The 24372-nt window shown below is 48.6% G+C and carries 23 protein-coding genes, 11 tRNA genes and 1 rRNA gene; 6 read left to right on the top strand and 29 right to left on the bottom strand.

The features are described from left to right. Positions 1 to 29 precede the first annotated feature (29 nt). Both BW931_RS09940 and BW931_RS09945 read right to left on the bottom strand, forming a co-directional pair. Positions 30 to 2402 (bottom strand): heavy metal translocating P-type ATPase, encoded by a 2373-nt coding sequence (locus BW931_RS09940; RefSeq protein WP_076571993.1) that lies wholly within the window; start codon positions 2400 to 2402, stop codon positions 30 to 32. A gap of 12 nt (positions 2403 to 2414) precedes the next feature. Then, positions 2415 to 2726 carry a metal-sensing transcriptional repressor gene (locus tag BW931_RS09945; protein ID WP_008591145.1) on the bottom strand — a complete coding sequence of 104 codons (312 nt, stop codon included), beginning with the start codon at positions 2724 to 2726 and terminating at the stop codon, positions 2415 to 2417. Positions 2727 to 2875: 149 nt separating this feature from the next. Between BW931_RS09945 and BW931_RS09950 the strand changes: the two genes are divergently transcribed. Then, the gene (locus BW931_RS09950; RefSeq protein WP_076571996.1) at positions 2876 to 3532 is read left to right on the top strand and encodes a DUF4396 domain-containing protein; all 657 of its coding nucleotides are present in this window, start codon (positions 2876 to 2878) and stop codon (positions 3530 to 3532) included. Positions 3533 to 3643: 111 nt separating this feature from the next. Beyond that, positions 3644 to 3907, top strand: a complete 264-nt coding sequence (locus tag BW931_RS09955; protein ID WP_008591140.1) for a hypothetical protein — start codon at positions 3644 to 3646, stop codon at positions 3905 to 3907. A 400-nt stretch (positions 3908 to 4307) separates the two neighbouring features. Here the strand turns inward: BW931_RS09955 and dhaM are convergent, their stop codons facing one another. The 3 genes from dhaM to dhaK are packed head-to-tail and all read right to left on the bottom strand — an operon-like array spanning position 4308 to position 6325. Beyond that, positions 4308 to 4691 carry a dihydroxyacetone kinase phosphoryl donor subunit DhaM gene (gene dhaM, locus BW931_RS09960; RefSeq protein ID WP_008591138.1) on the bottom strand — a complete coding sequence of 128 codons (384 nt, stop codon included), beginning with the start codon at positions 4689 to 4691 and terminating at the stop codon, positions 4308 to 4310. A 3-nt stretch (positions 4692 to 4694) separates the two neighbouring features. After that, on the bottom strand, positions 4695 to 5315 hold the full coding sequence (dhaL, locus tag BW931_RS09965; protein WP_076572034.1) for a dihydroxyacetone kinase subunit DhaL: 621 nt from the start codon (positions 5313 to 5315) through the stop codon (positions 4695 to 4697). A gap of 14 nt (positions 5316 to 5329) precedes the next feature. Next, entirely contained in the window at positions 5330 to 6325 is a 996-nt protein-coding gene (gene dhaK / locus BW931_RS09970; RefSeq protein ID WP_076571999.1) for a dihydroxyacetone kinase subunit DhaK, read from the bottom strand. Positions 6326 to 6790: 465 nt separating this feature from the next. Between dhaK and BW931_RS09975 the strand changes: the two genes are divergently transcribed. Continuing rightward, positions 6791 to 7420 (top strand): response regulator, encoded by a 630-nt coding sequence (locus tag BW931_RS09975; RefSeq protein WP_076572001.1) that lies wholly within the window; start codon positions 6791 to 6793, stop codon positions 7418 to 7420. A 454-nt stretch (positions 7421 to 7874) separates the two neighbouring features. Here BW931_RS09975 and BW931_RS09985 read toward each other — a convergent pair whose 3' ends face one another. Next, complete coding sequence (locus tag BW931_RS09985; protein ID WP_076572005.1) at positions 7875 to 8105, bottom strand: hypothetical protein; 231 nt, start codon at positions 8103 to 8105, stop codon at positions 7875 to 7877. A gap of 197 nt (positions 8106 to 8302) precedes the next feature. On the opposite strand from BW931_RS09985, the gene BW931_RS09990 reads away from it, so the two are divergent. Further along, positions 8303 to 9256: a sodium:calcium antiporter gene (locus BW931_RS09990; protein ID WP_076572007.1), complete on the top strand. Its 954-nt coding sequence runs from the start codon at positions 8303 to 8305 to the stop codon at positions 9254 to 9256. Positions 9257 to 9332: 76 nt separating this feature from the next. Here BW931_RS09990 and BW931_RS09995 read toward each other — a convergent pair whose 3' ends face one another. The 11 genes from BW931_RS09995 to rocF form a co-directional block, all read right to left on the bottom strand. Next, positions 9333 to 9689, bottom strand: coding sequence for a DUF4870 domain-containing protein (locus tag BW931_RS09995; protein WP_076572009.1), 357 nt, complete (start codon positions 9687 to 9689; stop codon positions 9333 to 9335). 82 nt (positions 9690 to 9771) lie between these two features. Then, on the bottom strand, positions 9772 to 11130 hold the full coding sequence (locus BW931_RS10000) for a hypothetical protein (protein ID WP_076572012.1): 1359 nt from the start codon (positions 11128 to 11130) through the stop codon (positions 9772 to 9774). A 107-nt stretch (positions 11131 to 11237) separates the two neighbouring features. Then, complete coding sequence (locus BW931_RS10005) at positions 11238 to 11993, bottom strand: DeoR/GlpR family DNA-binding transcription regulator (RefSeq protein WP_076572014.1); 756 nt, start codon at positions 11991 to 11993, stop codon at positions 11238 to 11240. 65 nt (positions 11994 to 12058) lie between these two features. Continuing rightward, positions 12059 to 13195, bottom strand: a complete 1137-nt coding sequence (locus BW931_RS10010; RefSeq protein ID WP_076572017.1) for a thiolase family protein — start codon at positions 13193 to 13195, stop codon at positions 12059 to 12061. 150 nt (positions 13196 to 13345) lie between these two features. Continuing rightward, positions 13346 to 15148, bottom strand: a complete 1803-nt coding sequence (gene glmS / locus BW931_RS10015; RefSeq protein WP_076572020.1) for a glutamine--fructose-6-phosphate transaminase (isomerizing) — start codon at positions 15146 to 15148, stop codon at positions 13346 to 13348. A 630-nt stretch (positions 15149 to 15778) separates the two neighbouring features. Continuing rightward, the gene (gene glmM, locus BW931_RS10020; RefSeq protein WP_076572022.1) at positions 15779 to 17122 is read right to left on the bottom strand and encodes a phosphoglucosamine mutase; all 1344 of its coding nucleotides are present in this window, start codon (positions 17120 to 17122) and stop codon (positions 15779 to 15781) included. 18 nt (positions 17123 to 17140) lie between these two features. Next, positions 17141 to 18100, bottom strand: coding sequence for a CdaR family protein (locus tag BW931_RS10025; RefSeq protein WP_076572024.1), 960 nt, complete (start codon positions 18098 to 18100; stop codon positions 17141 to 17143). Further along, on the bottom strand, positions 18093 to 18911 hold the full coding sequence (gene cdaA, locus BW931_RS10030) for a diadenylate cyclase CdaA (protein ID WP_008591109.1): 819 nt from the start codon (positions 18909 to 18911) through the stop codon (positions 18093 to 18095). The genes BW931_RS10025 and cdaA overlap by 8 nt, the downstream gene beginning before the upstream one ends. A gap of 91 nt (positions 18912 to 19002) precedes the next feature. Continuing rightward, a complete protein-coding gene (locus tag BW931_RS10035; RefSeq protein ID WP_008591107.1) occupies positions 19003 to 19659 on the bottom strand; it encodes a zf-HC2 domain-containing protein in 657 nt (218 codons plus the stop codon). A gap of 13 nt (positions 19660 to 19672) precedes the next feature. Continuing rightward, positions 19673 to 20236, bottom strand: coding sequence for an RNA polymerase sigma factor SigW (gene sigW / locus BW931_RS10040; protein ID WP_008591105.1), 564 nt, complete (start codon positions 20234 to 20236; stop codon positions 19673 to 19675). Positions 20237 to 20387: 151 nt separating this feature from the next. Next, positions 20388 to 21299: an arginase gene (rocF, locus tag BW931_RS10045; RefSeq protein WP_008591103.1), complete on the bottom strand. Its 912-nt coding sequence runs from the start codon at positions 21297 to 21299 to the stop codon at positions 20388 to 20390. Between the two features lie 181 nt (positions 21300 to 21480). Here rocF and BW931_RS10050 point away from each other — a divergent pair, with 181 nt between their 5' ends. Beyond that, positions 21481 to 21684 carry a hypothetical protein gene (locus tag BW931_RS10050; protein WP_076572026.1) on the top strand — a complete coding sequence of 68 codons (204 nt, stop codon included), beginning with the start codon at positions 21481 to 21483 and terminating at the stop codon, positions 21682 to 21684. A gap of 21 nt (positions 21685 to 21705) precedes the next feature. Beyond that, on the top strand, positions 21706 to 23076 hold the full coding sequence (locus BW931_RS10055; RefSeq protein ID WP_076572028.1) for a response regulator: 1371 nt from the start codon (positions 21706 to 21708) through the stop codon (positions 23074 to 23076). Between the two features lie 75 nt (positions 23077 to 23151). Here the strand turns inward: BW931_RS10055 and BW931_RS10060 are convergent. From BW931_RS10060 to rrf, 12 genes are all read right to left on the bottom strand, one after another. Next, positions 23152 to 23224, bottom strand: a tRNA-Ala gene (locus BW931_RS10060). 2 nt (positions 23225 to 23226) lie between these two features. Further along, a tRNA-Gly gene (locus BW931_RS10065) sits at positions 23227 to 23301 on the bottom strand. A 10-nt stretch (positions 23302 to 23311) separates the two neighbouring features. After that, a tRNA-Lys gene (locus tag BW931_RS10070) sits at positions 23312 to 23384 on the bottom strand. 40 nt (positions 23385 to 23424) lie between these two features. Continuing rightward, positions 23425 to 23496, bottom strand: a tRNA-Gln gene (locus BW931_RS10075). Between the two features lie 45 nt (positions 23497 to 23541). Continuing rightward, a tRNA-Tyr gene (locus BW931_RS10080) sits at positions 23542 to 23624 on the bottom strand. Positions 23625 to 23641: 17 nt separating this feature from the next. Then, positions 23642 to 23717: transfer RNA gene (locus BW931_RS10085), tRNA-Thr, on the bottom strand. Positions 23718 to 23723: 6 nt separating this feature from the next. Next, a tRNA-Val gene (locus BW931_RS10090) sits at positions 23724 to 23799 on the bottom strand. 10 nt (positions 23800 to 23809) lie between these two features. Continuing rightward, positions 23810 to 23884, bottom strand: a tRNA-Glu gene (locus BW931_RS10095). Between the two features lie 16 nt (positions 23885 to 23900). After that, positions 23901 to 23972: transfer RNA gene (locus tag BW931_RS10100), tRNA-Thr, on the bottom strand. A gap of 4 nt (positions 23973 to 23976) precedes the next feature. Continuing rightward, positions 23977 to 24051, bottom strand: a tRNA-Asn gene (locus BW931_RS10105). A 4-nt stretch (positions 24052 to 24055) separates the two neighbouring features. Continuing rightward, positions 24056 to 24132: transfer RNA gene (locus BW931_RS10110), tRNA-Met, on the bottom strand. A 16-nt stretch (positions 24133 to 24148) separates the two neighbouring features. Next, positions 24149 to 24263, bottom strand: a 5S ribosomal RNA gene (gene rrf, locus BW931_RS10115). Positions 24264 to 24372: the final 109 nt, after the last annotated feature.

Consider the following 24372-nt stretch of genomic DNA (forward strand, 5'->3'; position numbering starts at 1 on the left):
TCCTTGATAGTAGTTAAAGTCTTAAATGATTAAGCGACTTTCTTTCTTCTCAGTCTCAGCGAGTTGGAAACTACGCTGACAGAACTGAAAGCCATAGCCGCACCTGCCAACCACGGTGCCAGAAGGCCGAGAGCCGCAATCGGAATACCTGCCGAGTTATAAAACAGTGCCCAGAACAGGTTCTGTCTAATATTCTGCATAGTCAGGTTACTCAAATCGACGGCTTTGGAAAGCAGTTCCAGATCGCCTCCAAGGATAGTCAGATCAGCTGTTTCAATGGCAACGTCCGTACCGGTGCCGATAGCTATTCCTATATCCGCTGCTGCAAGTGCCGGAGCATCGTTAATGCCGTCTCCTACCATTGCAACATGTCTTCCTTCTTTTTGCAATTGTTCCACGTGAAACGCTTTCTCTTCCGGAACGACTTCAGCGATAACTGTATCTATACCTACCTGACGGGCGATGGCCTGAGCCGTTTTTTCATTGTCCCCCGTCAGCATGACAAGATGAATGTTTTTATCGTGCAGTTTCTTCAGAGCGCTTTTCGCTTCCGGCTTCACCTGGTCGGCCACTGCAATGATACCTCGAACATCGCCGTCCAGTTCTACGAACATAACCGTTTTTGCTTCTTCTTCCCAACGGTTTGCCTGTTCTTCATAATCTAAAGTACCTTCTTCCATCCATTTCTTCGTTCCCACACGTACTGTCTTTCCGGCGACGGTCGCCCGGATACCTGCCCCGGGAATCGCTTCAAAATTCTCTACAGGTTTCCTGTCGATATCTTCCCGATAAGCAGTAATCGCTTCAGCAAGCGGATGCTCGGAATAGGATTCAGCACTGATGAGATACTCAGTCGCCTCTTCATCCAGCTCAATATCCGTAACTTCCGGTTCGCCTTTCGTAATCGTACCCGTCTTATCAAAGACGATCGTATCCAGTTTGTGTGTCGATTCGAGATGCTCACCGCCTTTGTATAATATCCCCATCTCGGCGCCTTTCCCCGTACCTACCATGATGGAGGTAGGAGTAGCAAGACCGAGCGCACAAGGACAGGCGATAACGAGTACTGCAATAGATGCTTCAAGCGCAAGCGGCAGATCTCCCGGAGCTACGATACCGAACCAGACCCCGAAAGCGACGACCGCAATCCCTACAACGATAGGGACGAAATAACCGGAAATCACGTCCGCCATCCGCTGTATCGGAGCTTTGGACCCCTGTGCCTGTTCGACGACCCGGATAATTCCGGCGAGTGCCGTGTCTTCCCCGACTTTTTTCGCCTTCATTTTGACCGTTCCATTTTTGTTGATGGTGGAACCGGTCAACGTTTCGCCTGCCGATTTACCGACCGGGAGCGCTTCTCCGGTCAGCATGGACTCGTCTACAGAAGTCGTCCCTTCGACCACGATACCGTCGACGGGTATTTTTTCTCCTGGACGAACGAGCACGATGTCGTCCACCTGCACCTGGTTCACCGGAACCTGTACCGTTTCTCCGTCTCTTACGACCGATGCTTCTTTTGCCTGCAGCTCCAGCAGTCCGGAAATTGCCTGAGTCGTTCTTCCCTTGGCGATTGCTTCAAAATATTTACCGAGTAAAATAAGCGTAATCAATACGGCACTCGTTTCAAAATACAGATGAGGCTCATACCCCGGGTTACCGATGGTACGTATTCCTTCCACTACACTGTAGAAATAAGCGGCGCTCGTACCGAGGGCTACGAGAACGTCCATGTTCGCTGACTTATTGCGCAAGTTGTTATAAGCGCCCCGGTAAAATGTCCACCCGATAACGAACTGTACCGGAGTAGCAAGCGCCATCTGGAACCACGGGTTCATCAGCAGAGCCGGAAGCTGCATACCGAATAGATGAGCAAACATAGTCAAAAGTAACGGAGCCGAGAGAAGACCTGAAACGATAAGCTTCTGCTTCTGCTTCGTTATTTCTTTTTCTTTATTGGACTGTTTCTCTTCTTCGGAAGCACGCAGAGCTGCATCATAACCCAGCTTTTTGATTTTAGCTATCATGTCATCTACGGACAAAGCTCCCGGACGATATTCGATTGTCCCTGTCTCATTAGCCAGGTTGACCGTTGCATTTTCCACACCATCCGCCTTATTCAGTACTTTTTCGATACGATTGGAACAGGCGGCACATGTCATTCCGCTAATATCCAGTTCTACCGTATCTTTTTCGACTCCATAGCCAAGTTTCTCAATACGTGCTTCAATATCCTCCATATTCACATTTGAGGCATCGTAGTCGATACTCGCCTTTTCCATAGGAAGGTTCACCTGGGCGTTTACACCCTCCATTTTGTTCAGTGACTTTTCAATTCTTGTCGAACAGGCAGCGCACGTCATCCCGGTGACTCCGAGATTTACATGTTTCTCTCCACTCATCATTCCACCTCCTTATTTCCCGAACTGTTTCATCACTTTCATAAGTTCATCTATGGCTTCTTCTCCCTCACCTTTCTTAATGGCGTCTGCTACACAGTGATGCGTATGGCGTTCCATGAGAGAATGCCCGACTTTGTTCAGGGCACTGTCGATAGCAGATATCTGCACAAGAATATCTACACAGTATCTGTCGTCTTCTACCATCTTCTGAATACCGCGTACCTGCCCTTCGATCCGTTTCAATCTATTCAATACTTTCGCTTTTTCATCTTCCGTACGTGGAGTTACAGGTTCTTTACCGCTCTGTACAGGTAATTCTTCCATAACAACTCCCTCCTTCACTTAATATAATACCCCGTATAGGTATATTATTCAAATGAATTGCTCACTTTTCCCTTAAAATATAACGTTATATTACTACCGTTTAAATTATACGGCCTACGGATATCCAAAAAAAGCAAGGAGGAATATTTATGCTTACAATAATCTCATGGATCGCCCTCGGTATCGGGTTGCTATCTTCATTGATCATTGTTGTCGATGTATACAGACATCCGCAGATGATGAAAATTATGAACGTGGTATGGCCTATCAACGGATGGTTCTTCGGTCCATTCGCTTTATGGACGTATTACCGCTGGGGCCGTCTGAAAGCGAAAGATAACGAAAGGAAAGACGAGCGGGGAAAAGCAGCTAAAGTTTTCCTCTCCACCAGTCACTGCTCGGCCGGGTGCACTCTCGGGGATGCGGTCGGAGTTCCGATTGTAGCCGTCACAGGAGCGGCGATTGCAGGCTCTACCCTATTCGCTCACTACGCTGTGGAATTTATTTTAGCTTATGGATTCGGAATTGTTTTTCAGTATTTAGCTATTCATCCTATGAGTGAAAATAATACGACGATGGACTCACTGAAAGCCTCGGTCAAAGCAGACTCTCTATCTCTGATCGCCTTTGAGATCGGAATGTTCGGATGGATGGCCATCGTACACTATCTTCTTTTCACGGAACCCCCTGTTCCTACAGAAGCCACCTACTGGTTCATGATGCAGATAGCCATGATTCTCGGGTTTATCACCAGCTATCCGGCTAACTGGTGGCTCGTTCGGAAAGGAATTAAGGAAGAAATGTAGTTTTTTTCTTTTTTTTCAAAATAAAATGTACGTATTTGAGTTGTATTTTATCAGAATATTTCGTAAAATCTTATTTATAACTTAAATTCGAGACGAAAAAGGAGAGATTTTATGACATCTCAACAATTGCACACTCTATACTACACTTGCCCGGTCTGCGAAGGCTCCGGGAAATATACCGAATACGATGACGGAAAGGCAAGTATGCTTGCTGCCCACTATTTCGAAGTAACGGATAAGCAGGCGGAGGAAGTATGGGCCCAGGCTTTTAATGAAACAAGCTACGAAATCGACTGCACTGCCTGTCACGGCACGGGCACCCGTCTGAACGCCGAAGGACAGGAAATGTATCAATTCCTGCAGCAACATGCCTAAAAGAAAAGCGGAGCCATTCGCTTAGAAGTTCTAAGATAAGCAGGTACTCCGGGCTTCGGGTGCTCTGGCCCGAAACAGGAGGGCCGGCTTATCTTACGGACTTCTGAATGGCGGAGCTGGACACAAAGAAAAGCGAAAGCGTCCGTTCAGAAATGGGGGCATAAGCAGACCGGTCACGTGAAAGGTGGCTTTTCCTTTCACTGATCCGAGCTGCTTGTGACATGAATTTCTGGACGCTGCAGCTGGATCAAGAAAAGCGGAACCGCCCGTTTAGAAGTTCTGGGCTAAGCTGGAGGCTCTTCACCGAAAATAAGTTTACTGCGTCGGACACCGCTTTCCATATTAAAAAAACAGGCTCCATCCAAAAATTATCAATGGATGGAGCCTGTTTTGATTTTGTTTATTCCAGGCGAAAGCTTTTCCGCAAGGAAGCTATTATCTCCTCTGCAGATTTACCCATTCCTGCTTCAACAGCCGCCACATATCCGCCTTCCACAAGGGGGATGTCTTCCGCTACGTGGCATCTCTCTGTCTCCGTCAATTCTACGGCCATTTCAGCATTCATACCGGCACTTCCGATGTCATACAAAAGCAGAACGCCGTTTCCATCATCCGCTTCTTCCACAGCCTGCTGGATCTTAGGGGCGCTGGTGCCGATACCACCTTCCTCGGTGCCTCCGGCAGGCACAACCTTCACATTCTTAACTGCCTCCGCAATTATATCCCGGGTACCTTCGGCCACTTTGGGACTGTGAGAAATCAGTACAATTCCTGTATTCGCCATCGTTTATTCTCCTTCCTCCCAAACATCTGCCAGTGCCTGGAATAAATAGAAGGAAGAAGTGGAACCGGGATCGATGTGACCTTTGGAACGATCCTGCAGGTAAGCGGCTCTTCCTTTTGTGGCTACCGTATCCTTCGTACCTTCCATCGCCTGTTCCGCTACTTCCACTAATTTCCCGGCGTTGACGTTTTGTCCGTTCTTCAGGAAATCTGCAACAGGATGCCATACGTCGATCATAGTTTTTTCTCCCTGCTCCGCTTTCCCGCGCTGTTTCATTCCATTCAGAGCTTCTTCCACGGCCTCTGCAAAATCAGCCTGAGTTACGGACGGCTTATCTCTCAGAAACATGGACATTTTCAGAAAAGCAGTTCCGTATAAGGGACCGGATGCGCCCCCGATTTTTGACATAAGGACAGTGGCGGTATCCTTGAACACCCCTCCGACCGTTTCATACTCTGAACTGCTGACTTTGGCTTCCGCTTCCTGGAAACCCCGGGACATGTTCAGACCGTGATCACCGTCTCCGATAGCCTGGTCCAGTTCCGTAAGATACTCTTTATTCGATTGTATAAGGGCGTTCGTTTTCTCCACCCACGTTACTGCCTGTTCCGCTGTCATTACCATCATTTCAAAACCTCCTATCTGTGAAACGCAGGGGCTACTGCCTCTGCATCAAGCAACTGTTTTATTTCTTCATCGACTTTCATCAGTGTTATGGAAAAACCGGCCATTTCAAGGGAAGTCATATATTCCCCGACAAATGTATGGGTGACGTTTATGCTTTTCTCGCGCAGCTTACTGTGTACGTAGCGGTTTACTATGAACAGTTCGGATTCTGGAGTCGCTCCGAGACCGTTAACCATGACCGCTACTTCCGATTTATCGAAATCAACGCTGTCTTCCAGAACTTTTTGAAGCAGTTCTTCGGCAATGTCATCAGCAGGAGCAATCTTTTCCCGCTTCGTCCCCGGTTCGCCGTGTATACCGATTCCTACTTCCATCTCGTCATCTTCCAGTTGAAAATTAGGTTTCCCTGCCCCAGGGATGGTACACGGAGACAGAGCGACTCCCATGGATCTCGTGTTAGCTACCACTTTTTCAGCTGCTTCTTTCACCTCTTTAAGAGATCCTCCGGCTGCTGCTTTAGCTCCGGCTATTTTATGGACAAAAACTGTCCCTGCAATCCCCCGGCGACCGGTAGTGAAAGAGCTGTCCTCCACAGCGACGTCATCATTGACGACTACCTGCTCAACAGAAATACCTTCCGCTTCTGCCATCTCTCTTGCCATTTCAAAGTTCATAACGTCACCGGTGTAGTTTTTGATGACCAGAAAAACGCCCTGCCCGCTATCTACGGCACGTATTGCTTCTATCACCTGATCCGGCGTCGGAGAAGTAAACATTTCCCCTGCCACTGCCGCATCAAGCATACCGCGCCCAATATAACCGGCGTGCGCAGGCTCGTGGCCACTGCCCCCTCCGCTTACAATTGCAACCTTACCTGCGACCGGTGCATCCTTTCTTACGAGCACCGTCGTATCCTCCAGGTTTCTTACCTGTTCCGGGTAAGCCAGCGTCATCCCCTCAAGCATTTCCCTGACTACATCCTCAGGGTTGTTAATCACTTTTTTCATAAACGATTTCCCCTTTCCGGTTGTTAAAAACACACACGACAATCTAAGGTATACTTAACGATTGTCGTGTGGTCTCCACTTCTGTCACACTTTTTAACTTATACATTTACTTTATATCCACTTGCAAACGGTGTCAAACATCAGGGCGTGGTAAAAAAATCCAAAAAAAGACCCTTCCCTGATGAATATTGAGAAAGGTCAAACTCCCACTCTCCCGTTAAAATAGCTGAAGCGTTTCTGAACGAAGAAACGACTCTCCCACAAGTCTTCCGTTCAGTGTATTTATTATAATGGTTTTTTCTAGTAAATATAACCTATTTAGGGTAAAATATGACTAGGTATTACAAAAATTGTGACAATTAAATGAAAATACTTTCCTTTCTTCCGTGAAGTCCCGCCAAGGACATAATGAACTTTATCATGCTCCACTTGAAACCTAAAAAGAAAGTAAAGGGAGAGGTATGTATGAAACCGATTCGCATACTGGTTGCTGACGATCATGCTGTCATTCGCGATGGTTTCCACACGATTTTGTCTACGGATAAAGATATGGAGGTTACGGCCGTGGCGAAAGATGGAGCGGAAGCACTGGAACAATTGAAACAATATGCTCCCGATGTTGCCCTTATCGACTGGGATATGCCCGGTATGAATGGCTTGAAAGTTATGCAAAAGGCTATAGCGGAGGGTATCGGTTCAAGTTTCGTCATCCTCTCCTCCTACCACGACGATCATTTAGCTATTGAAGCTTTCAAAAAGGGTGCGAACGGTTTTTTATTGAAAAACAAGGAAGCCGAGAACATCATTTTGACCGTAAAAGGCTGTGCTAAAGGAAAGCTCATTTTCCCTGCCGAATCCGCAGCGGGCCTCCGCCGTTCCCTGATCATTAAACACAATAATATTTTCTCCTCTCTCTCCGAAGCTGAAGATGAGGTTCTTGCGTGTTTAGCCGAAGGAATGAAAAATAAAGAAATCGCCGAAACCCTTTATTTGTCGGAAGGAACCGTACGAAACTATATAAGCTCCCTGTACAAAAAACTTAAAGTAAAAACCCGAAGTGAAGCGATATCTCTGTACAAATCCCGGCATTATTAAAAGAAAAGCGGAGCCGTTCGCTTAGAAGTTCTAAGATAAGCAGGTACTCCGGGCTTCGGGTGCTCTATCCCGAAACAGGAGAGCCAGCTTATCTTACGGACTTCTGAATGGCGGAGCTGGATCATGAAAAGCGTAAGCGTCCGATTAGAAATGAGGGCATAAGCAGACCGGTCACGTGAAAGGTGACTTTTCCTTTCACTGATCCGTGCTGCTTATGGCATGAATTTCTGGACGCTGCAGCTGGATCATGAAAAGCGGAAACTTCCGGTTAGAAGCGGTGGCGTAAGCCGGAGGTTCGCTTTTCAGGTGTCCTTTCCTGAAAAAGAAACTACGGCTTGGACCGTGGACTTCTGGGTGGTGCAGCTGGACACAATGAAAAGCGGAAACTTCCGGGTAAAATTTCCGGATCGAGGCAGATTAGACATACAAGCAGAAAAAAGCGTACCCCCGTTCATCAGACAGGGAGTACGCTTTCTTTGATTTCCTGTAAGACCTCGTCATATCTTTCTGGTTCAAGCATCAAATCAGGGCTCCAAAAAGTCTCCATCCATTTCACAAGCTCTTCTTTTGAATTGAAAACTTCACCGCTCCGATCGAAATTCTGAATCATATACCTGCCGTTATCCTCATCCGACACCACTAAACAGGGAAGGGCACATTCCGTCGTCATGAACTCGTACTCCATGTCACCACCTCCTGCAGGCTCTTTCTTTATAATATACCCGTTTCTGGAAATTTGAATCCCCGGGAAGAGCCTCTCCCCCGTAACCCTCGTTTTATTTTTCACGAAATCGGCTCTTTTCCGATCCCTAATAAATTGACGCTCCTTTTCCCCTTCGCTATAGTTAGGAATAGTTATTTCTACAATGCAGGAGGGTCAACATGAATTTCGTCATATTCACTGCGGCTGCGATAGTCGTCATTTTTGCAGCGATTCAATTAAACAAATACGGAGACGTCATCTCCCAGAAATCCACGTGGAGCGGGGCTATGGTGGGTACCCTGCTTATAGGCGGGGCCACTTCTCTGCCTGAACTGACCACCAGTCTGACTGCCGTATACATCGATAATGCCGACATAGCCGTCGGAAATATGCTCGGGAGTAACGTGTTCAACGTCCTCATCCTCATGATTTTCGATTTTATTTATCGGAAACGGAAGGTTTTCAATACCGTAGAGCAGAGCACCCATCTCCCCGTCGCGTATACGGGTCTTGTGATGACGGCTCTCATTTCTGCCGCACTTCTGTGGCGGGATGCACCGGAACTGTTCAACGTGGGTATCGAAATGTATCTGCTCGTCGCCATCTACATTGTTGTAATGAAGACATCGGGGAACCCGGAAGAAGAGGCGGACGAGCCGACCTCTCCCATTACCTTGAAGCAGGGAGTGACCCGCTTCATCATAGCGGCTCTGGTCGTTTTTGTGGCAGGTAGTGCTCTCGCTGTCTATGGGGATCTGATTGCCAAGGAAACCGGAATGAACGCAAGTTTCGTCGGGAGCTTTCTGATCGCCGCTTCCACGTCACTTCCTGAACTGGTGACTGTGCTGGCTGCTTTCCGAATTATGAACTACTCGCTCGCCATAGGGTCGATTCTTGGCAGTAACCTTTTCAATCTTCAGCTGCTTGTCATCACCGACATTTTCTACAGAAAAGAAGCTATTCTGAACGTTGCCGATCCTTCTAACATTACTGTTGCCCTGCTTGGTCTTGTAATGATCGCCCTTACCATCTTCGCGCTGCAACGCACATCCGTTAAGCGTGTCGGGGCCTACGCCATACCTTCCGCCGTAACTGTTATTCTGTACTTTACAGCTTCTTATATCATGTTTTGAAATGCAGGCAAAAAAACAAACGCGTTTTCCGAAAGGCACACTTTGGGAAACGCGTTTTTGTATTAGTCCGAAATGATTACTTTATCTTTTTAACCTGACCTTCCGCCATGTCCCCGATCACCGGGAGATGATAACGTTCTTTGTTATAGGCTTTGTACATCAGGAAAACCCACAGAACCAGAGAAACGGGGGAAATCAGAAGACTGATAAGCCAGCCGATGAGAGGGATCATTCCGACGACAAGTCCGAGGATGAAAATACCCCCGAAAACGATAGTCGACTGCATGGCATGGAAGCGGATAAAGGAACTTTCTTTCTCGATAAGCAGAAAAATGATCCCCGTAATGAATCCGAGCAGATACGTCAGGAGACCACCGATGTTCTCTTCAAGACCAGTGGAGGAAGATGCCGGGGGACGTGTGTCATTCGCCATTGTTTTAACTCCTCTCCTTTTGGAAACTTGAAATGACTGAATTTTCAAAATATATGTTTATTATACACCATTTTTTTTCTTCTCACAAGGAAAGTTTCCGAATCTGCTTCTCCAATTCCCGGTAGGAAGCCGCCTCTTTCTCTTTTCCCAGTTCTTTATAAATTTTAGCCAGCCACTGGACCGTCCCGATTTTTTCCGGAGACATTTCGGAAGCGTACTGAAAGCATTCCAGCGCTTTTTCCTTCCAGTCGAATTCGTAATACAAAGCTCCGAGGTCTTCCATGCGATCGAGGTCTTCCTCCCACATTTCCATAAAGGATAACTTCTCTTTCAGTTCCTCCGCTTCGGCCTCCGCCCTACTGTCGAGTATGTCTCTGATTTCCCCGGGCGAGTAATGAGGAAGAGTGTTGCGGATAAGAGCTTTGAGCAGGGGGATTTCCTCTTTCGTATCATGTTTCAAAATTTCCTGGAGAAAGCTCCCCCACGCCGAAAGGGAGGTCAGACCCGGATTTTCTGAAAGGAGTACGTCTTCCACCATCCCGCGTTCCCGAATGCCTAAAGACATCTCCTGTCTCCCCGTCAGCAGAAACGCATCATTCAGCCTTTGTGCCGCTAAGTACCCTGAAAAAAGCAGCTGTTTCACTTCCCGGTCCTCCGGCGAAAATTCCAGAGCATGCTCGAGTATACGGAGCCGCTCTCCCGGAGAGAAAGCAGAGTCCAACTTGAATTCATATTCGCCCGGTACGATGGGTTTTTCCTGCCTCAGAAGAAGGCGAAAAGCTGTAATTTCGAGTGGGGTTTCACTTGGCAACATGGACAGTAAAGATTCATCACGATTATGGAAGAGGTATTTTTCAGCATACAAAGGATCTTTTTCCCACAGCTGTTCCGCGGGGAGATCGTAGATTTCTTCGAATTTCTGAAACTGAAGATCATGGGAGAGTTCTTTTACGAAGCGATGGCGGGGAGCGAAATCCATCAGCAGCCGTATAATCCGATAGGAATGGAACATTTTTCCCTGACGGCGGACTTCATAAAAAAGAGTTTTGATTTCCTGGAGAAGTTTCTTTTTCGGAAGGAAGGATTCCAGAAAAGTAAGGATATACGCCTGCTCCTGATTCGTATACTTACCGGAGAGGTGCTGGAGCAGTGAATTATACGTGGAGGCCGGAAAACGGCCACTGATGTTCAAATGATCGATCAGCGGGTGCGGAGCTTCGCATACCAGACCGTGACGGAAAGCACGACCGATGAACGAATTGTATTTTATCTTTTTTGCCTGAACGGCTGTTACATACTGTTCTTTGTAGAAAAACAGATAGTACATACTCCTGCCCTGCACTGCTTCCACTATTTGAGCACGTTCATAATATACGGCTCTCAAGGGTTCTATGACACGCTTATCCTTATTTTGAGAAAGAATCCATTCCTGTTCATTCATTATTGAAACCTCCCTTGACTTTGCTACACAATAACACATTCACTTTCATCTATACAAAAAAAGACCGGCCGTTACGCCCCAGAAAAGGTTACGCCGGCCGGACCCGCTCACGTGGCGACTATCCACTCCACGTTATATTCATCAAACACGTCCTTCATGAAAGAAGAAGGCTCCCTGTCTGTAAGAACCTTATCCACTCCTTCGAGGGATGAGAACGTGTAAAACCCCCGTTTTTCCAGTTTGGAATGATCAGCTACTACAATCACTTCCTCCGCTCGTTTCATCATCATTTTCTTCACGTAACCATCTTCCTCATGATAACTGGACAGACCTTCTTCAGAAATCCCGAACGTCCCGACAAACAGCTTATCCGCATAAAATTCCTCCAGTTTTACAAGTACCGAAGGACCGTAAAGAAACCGCTGTTCTTTATTCAACTGACCGCCCAGAAGATTGATATCGGCGTTCGTTTCGGCCAGAAGCTCCGCTGCATAAATGGAGTTGGTGACAGCTGCGAACCGGAGGACGTCAATGAAGGCGGAAATGGCCTGCACAGTCGTAGACGTATCAAAAATGATCGAGTCCCCTTCCCGGATGAGGGAGGCGGCAGCCCGGGCGATTTTTTTCTTTTCTGCACTGAACTTCTGAAGTCTGGCTGTATAATCCATGCGTTCCTTCCCGGATTTCGGGAGGATGGCTCCCCCGTGCATTCGGGTGACCTCTCCGCGCTCCGCCAGTTTTACAAGATCTCTTCGGGCAGTATCCCGGGACACCTGGAAAGAAGAACATATTTCTTCCAGGCGGACTCTCCCCTGTTCACGGATCATTACTATAATTCCTTCCAGCCGTTCTTCCTGATACATAGCATCACCTTTAAGTATTTATAAGTGATTGTAAGTCATTTTAAGTGTTTATGCAATAGAAAACGTTATAGGCGTTCGATAATAGTGGCGTTCGCTGTTCCCCCGCCTTCACATATAGCAAGTAATCCGTATCTGCCTCCCGTCCGTTCCAGGCGGTGCAGCAGCGTCGTCATAAGTTTCGTACCCGTAGCCCCGAGCGGATGCCCGAGAGCGATAGCCCCTCCGTCTTCGTTCAGCCTTCCGGGATCGGCTTTCGTATCCTCCAGCCAGGCCAGCGGCACGGAAGCGAAAGCTTCATTCACTTCATACGTATCCATATCTCCGATCGTCATCCCTGCCTTTTTCAGTACTTTCTCCGTAGCCGGGATAGGGCCTGTAAGCATCAGTGTCGGGTCGGATCCTGCAACGCTTCTTGCTATAATCCTTGCTCTCGGTTTCAACCCAAGCTCTTCCGCCTTCTCCCGGGACACAAGAAGTACAGCGGAGGCTCCGTCGCTCATCTGACTGGCATTCCCCGCTGTTATTACCCCGTCTTCGGTAAAAACGGGAGAAAGCCCGTTCAGCACTTCCGTGGTGGAACCTTCCCGCGGCCCTTCATCTCTGTTGAATACAGCTCCATCTTCCAGCTCCAGAGGAAGGATCTCTTTATCGAATCTCCCGTTCTCCTGGGCCAGAAGCGCCCGTTCGTGACTCGCGGCAGCGAAGGAATCCAGGTCGTTTCTTGAAAAACTCCATTTCGCAGCAATTTTTTCTGCCGAGATTCCCTGATTCACTATTTCATATCTATCCGTCAGCATGGGACTGGGAGCGACATCCCGGTAATTGGAAAACATCGGTTCCCGGGTCATACTTTCTACGCCTCCGGCGATGACGACATCCATATCCCCGCTCATAATAGCCTGCGAGGCGAAATGAACCGCCTGCTGACTGGATCCGCACTGGCGGTCGATGGTGACTCCGGGTACGGTAACGGGAAACCCTGCCATCAGACTCGCATTTCTCGCCACATTCCCCGCCTGTTCTCCGGTCTGTGTGACGGCTCCCAGTATGACGTCGTCCACTTCCTCCGGCAGTACTCCGGACCGCTCCATCAGCCCTTCAAGTGTCCTGGCCGCCAGTTCGTCCGCCCGAATATTGCCGAGACTCCCTTTCCTTTTTCCGACAGCTGTCCGCAGAGCTTCCACGATAACTACTTCCCTCATAATAACTTCCCCCTTTTTCCTGCTTTTCTTTATAATTCGTCATCGACGCGTGCGCACCTTCTTTTTTACGAGGAAAAGTCTTTATGGATCGCTGACTGCCTAAATAAAACCCCCGCTATTTTCCGAGGAAAATAGCGGGGGTTTCGTCTATTATTCTACTGTTACACTCTTCGCAAGGTTTCTCGGTTTGTCTACGTCACAGTCACGGTGAAGAGCTGCATAATAAGCAATCAGCTGCAGCGGAATAACGGATGCGAGTGGCGTCAGCAGATCGTGCACCTTCGGAATAGCGAATTCGTCGTCCTCTTCCTCAATACCTTTCATACTGATAGTGAGAGTATTCGCACCACGGGCCTCTACTTCCTGCACGTTGCCGCGGATCGACGGACTGACGCTTTCCTGAGTCGCAAGGGCGATCACCGGAGTCCCTTCTTCGATCAAAGCAATCGTTCCGTGCTTCAGTTCTCCCCCGGCGAAGCCTTCCGCCTGAATGTAGGAGATCTCTTTCAGCTTAAGAGCACCTTCCACACCGACGTAATGATCGATACTGCGTCCGATGAAGAAGCAGTTGCGTGTTGTGGAGAGGTATTCCCGAGTCAGATTCTCAAGTTCTTCTTTCTGGTCTGTCAATGCTTCCATAGCGTTCGCTGCAATGCCGAGCTCCTGCATAGGATCGAATTCAAGCTCGATACCTTTGGCACGGGCAGTGTCAACCGCAAGGATGGCAAGGACGGCTATTTGAGCCGTATATGCTTTCGTGGACGCTACAGCGATCTCAGGCCCCGCATGCAGATGAAGCGTGTAATCCGCTTCACGGGAAAGGGTGGAGCCCGGAACGTTCGTAAGCGTCAGTGCCGGATGACCTAGTTTCTTCGTCTGAACGAGCACAGAACGACTGTCCGCCGTCTCTCCGCTCTGGGAGATGAAGACGAAAAGCGGTTTCTCGGACAGAAGCGGCATGTTGTAGGAGAATTCACTCGCTACGTGGACCTCCGTCGGAATGCCGGATATCTTCTCCAGGAACTGCTTGCCTACAAGGCCGGCGTGATAGCTCGTTCCTGCAGCAATTATATAAATACGGTCGCATTCTTTCATTGCTTCGCGCACTTCCGGATCAAGCTTGATGCGGTCGTCTTCATCCTGATACTCCTGAATGATTTTACGGATGACAAACGGCTGTTCGTCGACTTCTTTCAGCATAAAGTGAGGGTACGTTCCTTTTTCGATATCCATCGAATCGATTTCTGCGGTGAAGGATTCTCTTTCGACCTCTGTGCCGTCAAGTTTCTCAACAGTCACGTCTTCCCGTTTCACGATCACAATTTCCTTATCCATAAGTTCCATGAATTCGTTTGTAGCCTGAAGACCGGCCATGGAGTCACTGACGACCATGTTGAAACCGTCGCCCAGGCCTACGAGAAGCGGGCTCTTGTTTTTTGCGACGTAAATCGTATCTTCGTCCCGGCTGTCGATAAGAGCCAGGGCGTAGGAACCGCTCAGAAGTTCAACCGCCTGACGGAACGCTTCTTTCGTATTGTCAGTCTTACGATGAAGCAGTTCAATCAGCTGTACGATGATTTCTGTATCCGTTTCACTCTTCAGCTCAACGTCTCCGAGGTACTCTTTACGGATCTGGTTATAGTTCTCAATCACACCATTATGAACGATAGTGAAGCGTCCGGAGTCGCTCTGGTGAGGGTGGGCATTCTCTTTGCTCGGCGCTCCGTGCGTCGCCCAGCGTGTGTGGCCTATACCGAGAGTCGCTTTCACGTTCGGGTCCACTTCTTCACGCAAAGCGGCAATTCTGCCCTTTACTTTAAAAACGTGCAGCTCTTCACCCGATAACGTGGCGATACCTGCCGAGTCATACCCGCGATATTCCAATTTCTGAAGACCTTCGAGCAAAATGTCCTTCGTGTCATCCTTACCAATATATCCTACAATACCACACATTGTGATGTCCTCCTCTAATAAGGAGCAGTCACCACCACCAGGGGCGAGACTGCCCCTTTCCCTGTTATTTTTGAACATTTTGTCCCTGCGCGTTGGACGAAGAGTCGCCTCTACGGTTTAGCACAGAAACAGTCGGTTGAAATGTCGGCAACCGGGAGGTATCCGCCGAATGATCTCGATGAACCTCCACCTCGTCAACTGCAGATAAAAACGTCCTGATCTGCAGTCCTGGCGCTTTACATTAATTACCCCTCACTGCTCCTTTCTCTTCTATAATGAATAGGCACCTTGTTCATTTAACCATTTTTTCCTCAATTAAACATATAAGTGCAACACTCTTATTTTACTCGAGGATAAAATGAAACGTCAATCTTTTTTACGTAAAAGCGCAGAAGTTACGACTAGGGCGTTACTTGCCGGTGAGAAACGGATGAGGGCTCCGGAGGTAACGATTCTCCCGCAATCGTTACCCCGGACCGTCACTCTTGACGCCGGATATAAAGATGAAACAGTTATACTTCCCCTCAGGCGAGCAAAAGCAGTGCGAAAGTAATGCAACCCGGCGTTCCAGCCTAAAAAAAAGCAGCGCGGACGTTGTTTCCGTCCACGCTGCTTCTCTAAATACTATCCTTACATTCCGAGCTCCTCTTCGACTACTTCGACTACTCTCTTCACGTAGGCTTCACATTCCTCTTCCGCAGGAGCCTCAGCCATAATACGGACGAGCGGCTCGGTGCCGGAAGGACGGACGAGAACACGTCCACTGTCGCCCATCTCATTTTCCACTTCCGCAATTTTTTCCTGGATCCGGTCGTTTGTAAAGACCGCTTTTTTATCTGACACTCTAACGTTCTTAAGGACCTGAGGGAATTTCTTCATTTCCTGGGCCAGGACCGAAAGTGGCTTGCCGGTGTCCCGGACCACGTTTACCAGCTGCAGAGCGGAAAGGATGCCGTCCCCTGTAGTATTATGGTCGAGGAAAATAATATGGCCGGACTGCTCCCCGCCTAAATTATAGTCGCCTTTGCGCATCTCTTCCATAACGTAACGGTCGCCGACGGCCGTCTTGTCACTCTTGATCCCTACTTTTTCGAGTGCCTTGTAGAACCCGAGATTGCTCATTACGGTCGAAACGACGGTGGATTTGTTGAGCATCATCTGTTCATTCATGAATTTCGCACAAATATACATGATGCGGTCGCCATCCACGAGCTGCCCTTTCTCATCTACCGCAATCAGACGATCTCCGTCTCCGTCAAAGGCGAGTCCGATATCTGCTTTCTTCTCCTTCACCAGTTCCTGAAGTGCTTCCGGACTGGTAGACCCACAGCCTTCGTTGATGTTCAGCCCGTCCGGGGTGGAACCTATAGAGGAGATCTCCGCTTCCAGGTCCGCAAACAGATGGGAAGCGATGGAGGACGTGGCCCCGTTCGCACAGTCGATAGCGATGTGCAAGCCGTCAAAGTCGTGATCCACCGTCTTCTTCATATGCTGCATATACTTCTGGACCCCTTCGAAATAGTCATTGATCTGACCGAGGTCGCTGCCGGATGGACGTGGCAGTTCATCTTCCTCCGCATCAATCAATGCTTCAATCTCTTCTTCCTGTTTATCCGAAAGTTTAAAGCCGTCCGAACCGAAAAACTTGATGCCATTATCTTCCACCGGATTATGGGAAGCCGAAATCATGATTCCCGCTTCCGCCTGCATAGCTTTCGTCAAATAAGCGACCCCAGGTGTGGAGATGACTCCGAGACGCATAACTTCCGCTCCGATGGAGAGCAGACCGGCGGCAAGAGCTCCTTCGAACATCTCTCCGGATATCCGGGTATCTCTCCCGATCAGTACTTTCGGTTTCTCCTGCCCTTTCGTAAGCGCATAACCGCCAAACCTTCCCAATTTGAATGCAAATTCCGGGGTCAATTCCTTGTTTGCGACTCCTCGCACCCCGTCTGTGCCAAAATATTTGCCCATGACTCTGTCCCTCGCTTCCTACTCGTTTGTAATTTCGATTTTTACTTCCACTGTCTCGGGTTCGATGGAGACCACGCCGTTTGGAACTTCCAATTCCACATCCTTACTGGTGGTTTCATCGAGACCCTCCGTATCAACAATACTTCCACTTACCTGATTGATATCATCAAGAACCTCTTTCGGCCCGTAAATAGTCGCCTTCTCGACAGATGAGGTGATTTTATCCACCTTCACACCGTCTTTCACCTCTCCTTCAGCCCGAAAGGCTACAGGTACTTCTTTTTTACTGCGGGATACAGGAACGTCGACAGTCACCGAAGCCGGTTCCACAATCACATTCAGTTCGTTCCCTTCCTCATCATATACTTTAACGGGTGTCTCTCTCTTCTCTATCGAAGTGTCCACACCTGCCAGGTTAACGATCGATTTCACGACCGCCACCTCCGAGAGGACAGAAGCCGCTCCCGTCACTTCCACAGTGGAAGGGTTGATATCAGCTTCCCCTACTTCGAATTCACTTCCCATCTGGCTTTCATTTATAAAATCCGCACTTATATTATGTGTCTCGCTCATCCGGCGTTCTATCGTCACTTCGACGGTTTTGGGTTCCACGTTTACCTGCACCTGATTCGAAATTCCGGAGTGCTGGATACGCACCTCATGAACGCCTGCGCCGAGACCGTTCAATTCCACGTAAAGGGAAAAATTCTGCTGACGGGCAGCCGGAGCGACCTGACTCGTAGGACCTTCAAGCATAACGTCGGCGACCTGCGGTACGCCGGTCACTACAAGTTCCTCGTCCTCAAGCTTAATATCCACCGGCACGTTTTCCGCCATTTCTTTATCCGTAGAACTTCCGTTTAGAAAAGTCGGGTCTGTCCCCTCCGTGCTCTCTTCACTCACGGAAGCCCACATGAGGATGGCGAGGAACAGGGAAAGAATTCTTATAAACCACGTGCTGCGTAACCATTTATCCATTCTTCTTCCCCCTCCAGTTCCACGATTTATTTGCAGGGGTCTTCGAGGTCACATCAAGAGCGGAGTGCAGTACTTTTCTAAGAGATTCCTCATCCAGATTCCGCTGCAGTTCTCCGTTGACCGTACAGGACATATTCCCGGTTTCTTCGGACACAATAATGGTCAGGGCATCGGTCACCTCGCTGATCCCCATCGCCGCACGGTGTCTGGTACCAAGTTCCTTGGAGATAAAGGGGCTTTCCGATAGCGGCAAATAACAGGCGGCCGCCACAATTTTATTGCTTTTCAGTATGACCGCCCCGTCATGAAGCGGAGTGTTCGGTATGAAGATATTTGTAAGCAGTTCGTTCGTCAGTTCTCCGTGCACCGGGATACCGGTTTCCACGTAATCTCCCATACCTGTTTCTCTTTCAATGGTAATCAGTGCCCCGATACGACGTTTTGCCATATAGTTGCATGACTTAAGTATTGCTTCGACGGAACGTTCTGTGTTTTCCTCCTCCGCCGAGCTTCTGCTGAAGAAACTTCCTCGTCCCAACTGTTCCAGCGCCCGCCTGAGTTCAGGTTGGAACAATATGATAATAGCAAGAAAACCCCAGGCGATCGCCTGCGACATAAGCTCCCGTAATGTCGTAAGTCCAAACAGGTTACTGAGCAGCCAAATTCCAAGGATGAGAAACACACCTTTTAACAGTTGAACAGCTTTCGTTCCTTGAATAAGCATAATCAGCTTATATATGATGAACCAGACCAGGGCTATGTCGATGGCGATTACGATATAATCGAATAACGTATGAGCCTCACCAAACATGCCGACACTTCCTTCTGTATGAATATCGATCTCAGAAACTTTTTTAATTATATCATATTTGCCATTTCAAAAGAAAAGAATCACCGGGGTGTTATTCCGGTGATTCCTCTCCCATGGAAAAAACTTCTTCTGCAAAGTTTCTTACGTGGTACCACATCCATTCGAATACCTGGTTCACGTAATTCAGCTCTCCACTCACGTAAGCCTGGAGTTCTTCGCCTTCCGTGGCTTCCCTGGAAGTGTCTCCTTCTATCAGCTGGCCGTTTATCAGTGTTACATCTCCGTCGACACGTCCCTGGACCTTCAGATCTCCGTTCCGTACCACCAGATCGCCTTCCACCGTAATATCTTCCGGAACGACTACCGTTCCTTCTTCGATGACCACACCTTCCTGCTTGGAAACCGTAACCTGATCTTCCTGGTTCCAGGCAGAAAAGATTCCGCTGGCCATAAGCAGCATAAAGACGGCTGCTGCCGAAACGAGAGGATGGTGGCGGAACCACTGGATCCACGTAGTACGCTTCCGGTTACGCGGCAGCTCACTCATCACCCTGTTCGTGAAGGATGAAGAGGCAGTGACTCCCGTCTTATCTGAAGCCAGCGTATCCGCTCTTTTCAGTTCATGAAAATGTTCCTGACATTCCTCACATCGCTGCAGATGGTTCCCGAGGATCCTCTGCTCCTCTTCTGTCAGCGACTCATCCAGATATTTATGCATCAAGTATATCATGTCGTTATCACACTTCATCTATTTTCACCCCTTACACATTCCGAAGCTTTTTACGTAAAATTTCTCTGCCGCGGTGAATTCTCGTTTTCACCGTTCCAACCGGCATATCAAGTACTTCAGCTATTTCCTGAAGGGATAATTCTTCGAGAAACCGTAAAACAATAACACTTCGGTATATCGGAGGGAGAGCGGTTATTTCTCTCTGTATATATCCCCGCAGCTCAAGGTTCTCCACCTGTTCCTCCGGCAAAGCCTCATCCGTCGCCAACTGGTCATGCATACTCAGACCGTCTGTCCCTTTTATATCAGCGTCGAGGTGATAATCGGGTTTTTTCTTTCTGATCCGGTCAATCGTCAAATTCGTCGCAATCCGGTACAGCCACGTAGAGAACTTTCGTTTTTCATCAAAGCTTTCGATGTTGGTGTAGGCCCGTATAAACGCTTCCTGAGCCAAATCCTCCGCTTCCTGGCTGTTGCCGATCATACGGAAGCATACGAAATACACTTTGTTTTGATAAAACGAGACAACGTCCTCAAACGCCTGTACGTTACCTTTTTTCACTTCTTTGATTCTTTCTGCTATGAAAGTTTCCATCTCACTATACCTCCGCTTTCACTGCGGTTCTTATATGTACGAATAACTCGTCCGGAAGGTTTCATCATATTATTTTTTAAACGGGGGCAGGTGCCGCTTATTCATTATAACAGCCTGCATCCTGGGGATGCAGGCTGTTGTATCAGAAACTTTATGTCAGCTTCTCACCGAGCAGGGAACCCATAAGCCCCACCGCCATGGAAGCCGTTTTATTTTTTTCATCGAGGATCGGGTTCACTTCCACGAATTCTGCCGAAGTGATTCTTTCCGAGTCATGCAGCATCTCCATCGCCAGATGACTTTCCCGGTAACTGAAGCCGCCCATGACCGGTGTTCCTACTCCAGGTGCTTCTTCCGGATCCAGGCTGTCGAGGTCGAGGCTCAAGTGTACGCCGTCCACTTTGCGGCTTTCCAGATAATCAAGAGCATCCTGCATCACCTGCGACATACCGAGACGGTCCACTTCATGCATGCTGAACACTTTAATGCCTTTCTCCCTGATCAATTCCCGTTCCCCTTCGTCCACGGAACGTGCACCGATAACAACGATGTTTTCAGGTTTCAGTTTAGGCTGATACCCGTGGATATCTGTAAGACTTTCATTGCCTATCCCTATACTTGCAGCCAGCGGCATCCCGTGAATATTACCGGAAGGAGAAGTTTCTCCGCTGTTCAAATCCGTATGGGCATCATACCAGATCACGCCGAGGTTCCCGTAATGTTTTGAGATACCGGCAAGTGTCCCCATGGCAATGCTGTGGTCGCCTCCGAGCACAAGAGGGAACCGTCCTTCCTGAACGACGTCATCCACCTTTTGCGCGAGCGCGACGTTGCCCTCTCTGACCTCTTTAAGATTACGGAGATTCTCTTTCTCACTTGTTTCCTCCGTTTCTTCGGAAGGTTTGGAAATGACCAGGTCTCCGAGGTCTTCTATATCATATTTCAACTGTTCCAGTCTTTCAATTACTCCCGCATAGCGGATGGCACTCGGGCCCATGTCCACACCCCGGCGATTTTGACCGAGATCCATAGGTACACCAATGATCGACAACTTCCTGTTCATAGTACAATTCCTCCTTCATCGGGCTGCTTTCTATTGTAGCTAAAATTCACACAATGACTCAACTGCACATTTTTGTGCATAAACATGCGTTTCCTTCCGGTTTCAAAATAACGTTCCGTCTATTATAATGGTAGGTATAACCAATAGAACGAACAGCTACTTGCAGGAAAGGTCGTGCCCTATGAAAACAGCCTCACAGTTACTATGGGAAGGGATTGAAAATAAGATAACAGACTGGCAGGCCCGCCCCTTTGTCGTGGAATACGACCTGGCCGACTTTCTGAAGCAGACGAGAGAGCAGCTTCAAGTCATGGAATTTACGGAGGCGGAACAGCTTACGGAGAAGTTTCTTCTCTTCCTTGACCGAACCGGCACGAAGAGATAGGAAAAATCAGAATGGAGACCGTTGCTGCGACAGATACAGACGGAATTCCCTCTGCTCACTTCACCACTCCGTACAACGGGGGACCGGTTTCCCGACACGAAGTTACCGCTGCTGCTTATCATTGACGATGATATAGAGTTCATCACTTTTATGAAAGATTTCCTGGAGCAGCATGGATACCAGGTTCTTGCATCGCTTACCGGAAAAAAAGGTCTCGAATTATTTTATGATTTTCACCCTGACCTTGTGCTGATTGATTACATACTGCCGGATACAGACGGGGTGGCTCTGCTGACTCAAATCGTTGAGAAGGCCCGTAATGAATTCACCCCTGTCATCATGGTCAGTGCGCACAATTCAAATGAACACAGGGCCCTCTCCTTTAATCTGGGGGCGACTGATTTCATCGGAAAGCCGGTCAGAACCGATGTATTGCTTCCATTTCTGAAAAATCGTCTTGCCTCGCGGGAACAGATTCTTGCCCATATTCTGCAGGACGAACTGACCGGCGCTTTCAATCGAAAGTTTTTAGAGAAAAAACTGAAGGAGCAGTCGGCTCTCTTCCATAAGGAAAACGGGTACACCTTTTCTGCGGCCATGGTGGATCTCGATCATTTTAAAAAAGTCAATGACACATACGGCCACCACACGGGGGATCAGGTTCTGGAGACGTTTGTGAAAGTATTTGAGCAGATGAAAACATCAGGAGAGACGATCAACCGTTATGGAGGGGAAGAATTTGTTGTGATCTTCCCGGGTGCTTCTGCGCAGGAGGCGGATGCAAGAGTGGAAGAATGGAGAAATCGCTTTTCCTCCATTACATTCACTTCAGAGGACGAACAGTTTCACGTCCATTTTTCGGCAGGAATCGCGCAGTTTTCGGATGTCCCCGGAGGAGAAAGCATCCTCGAACGGGCAGATAAAGCTTTGTATCATGCCAAGAGTACCGGCAGCAACCGTACTGTTTCCCATCCTCACATACCGGCTTCTGCCCTTGATGCAGAAACGATTACACTACTCATCGTCGAAAATGATACGAGCGTGCGACAGCAGCTGGAAGACTTTTTCTCCACTCGCTCTTTTATCAGCGATAAACCGGTACGGGTCATCACTTTCCATACCCGACAACAATTTCTCGAGGAAGACTGGTATCATCCGGAAGAGGATTATGTACTGCTGCTGGCAAGTTCTATCGGTATCGATACACTGCCTTTTCTCAAAACGAAATACGATTTCCGGAATGTAGCGGTTATGATTATGACCGGAGAAGAGGAAACGGAAAGAGTGGAAGAAGCACTGAGAGAGGAAGCCGAAGATTATCTGTTGAAACCTTTCCGACTGGAAGATCTCGGCGAATGGCTCGACGGAGTAGCCGATAGAATGTTCATATAGCTCATACAAAAAAGGAGTTTCTCCGCGAGAAACTCCTTTTATTTATCTATTCTTTTATAAAAAGTGAAAATGTAATGGAGCCTAGCGGGATCGAACCGCTGACCTCCTGCGTGCAAAGCAGGCGCTCTCCCAGCTGAGCTAAGGCCCCGATGGAGCGGGAGACGGGATTCGAACCCGCGACCCCCACCTTGGCAAGGTGGTGTTCTACCGCTGAACTACTCCCGCAATGAAGCAGTGAGCCATGGAGGGCTCGAACCTCCGACCCTCTGATTAAAAGTCAGATGCTCTACCAGCTGAGCTAATGGCTCGTAACAATAGAAAATTCGTTAATGAAAAAATAAAAAAAGGCTGGGCTAGCTGGATTCGAACCAGCGCATGACGGTACCAAAAACCGTTGCCTTACCGCTTGGCCATAGCCCAACAATTCTGTAATCATAAAGCTTCACAAATGGAAACATAAAAAAGTGGAGGGAGCAGGACTCGAACCTGCGAACCCGATGGGAGCGGATTTACAGTCCGCCGCGTTTGGCCAACTTCGCTATCCCTCCGTAATAAAGGACTCTGCTGGTGCCGGCCAGAGGACTTGAACCCCCAACCTACTGATTACAAATCAGTTGCTCTACCAATTGAGCTAGGCCGGCCGACTATGGTGGAGGATGCAGGGCTCGAACCTGCGACCCCTTGCTTGTAAGGCAAGTGCTCTCCCAGCTGAGCTAATCCTCCAGTGAAATAGTGGTGACCCGTACGGGATTCGAACCCGTGTTACCGCCGTGAAAGGGCGGTGTCTTAACCACTTGACCAACGGGCCTGGTTTCGTTTGCGAGAGCTTCCAGCCGGATTTGAACCGGCGACCCCTTCCTTACCATGGAAGTGCTCTACCACTGAGCTATGGAAGCAATTTGGCTCCACCGGTAGGATTCGAACCTACGACAAATCGGTTAACAGCCGATTGCTCTACCACTGAGCTACGGTGGAATATTGGTTGCGGGGGCAGGATTTGAACCTGCGACCTCCGGGTTATGAGCCCGACGAGCTGCCAGACTGCTCCACCCCGCGCTGATTAAAAAAAACGATGTGGCAGCGCCCTACTCTTGCGGGGGGTAACCCCGACTACCATCGGCGCGGAAGAACTTAACTTCTGTGTTCGGCATGGGAACAGGTGTGACCTCTTCGCTATTGCCACCACATCTAGGAAGGAATGAACCTTCAAAACTGGATAAGAAACATACGACCAACGTATAGAGAAGATCTCGATGGATTAGTATCCGTCTGCTGCACGTGTCGCCACGCTTCCAC

This window comes from Salimicrobium salexigens, from assembly GCF_900156705.1.
Lineage (GTDB): Bacteria > Bacillota > Bacilli > Bacillales > Halobacillaceae > Salimicrobium > Salimicrobium album.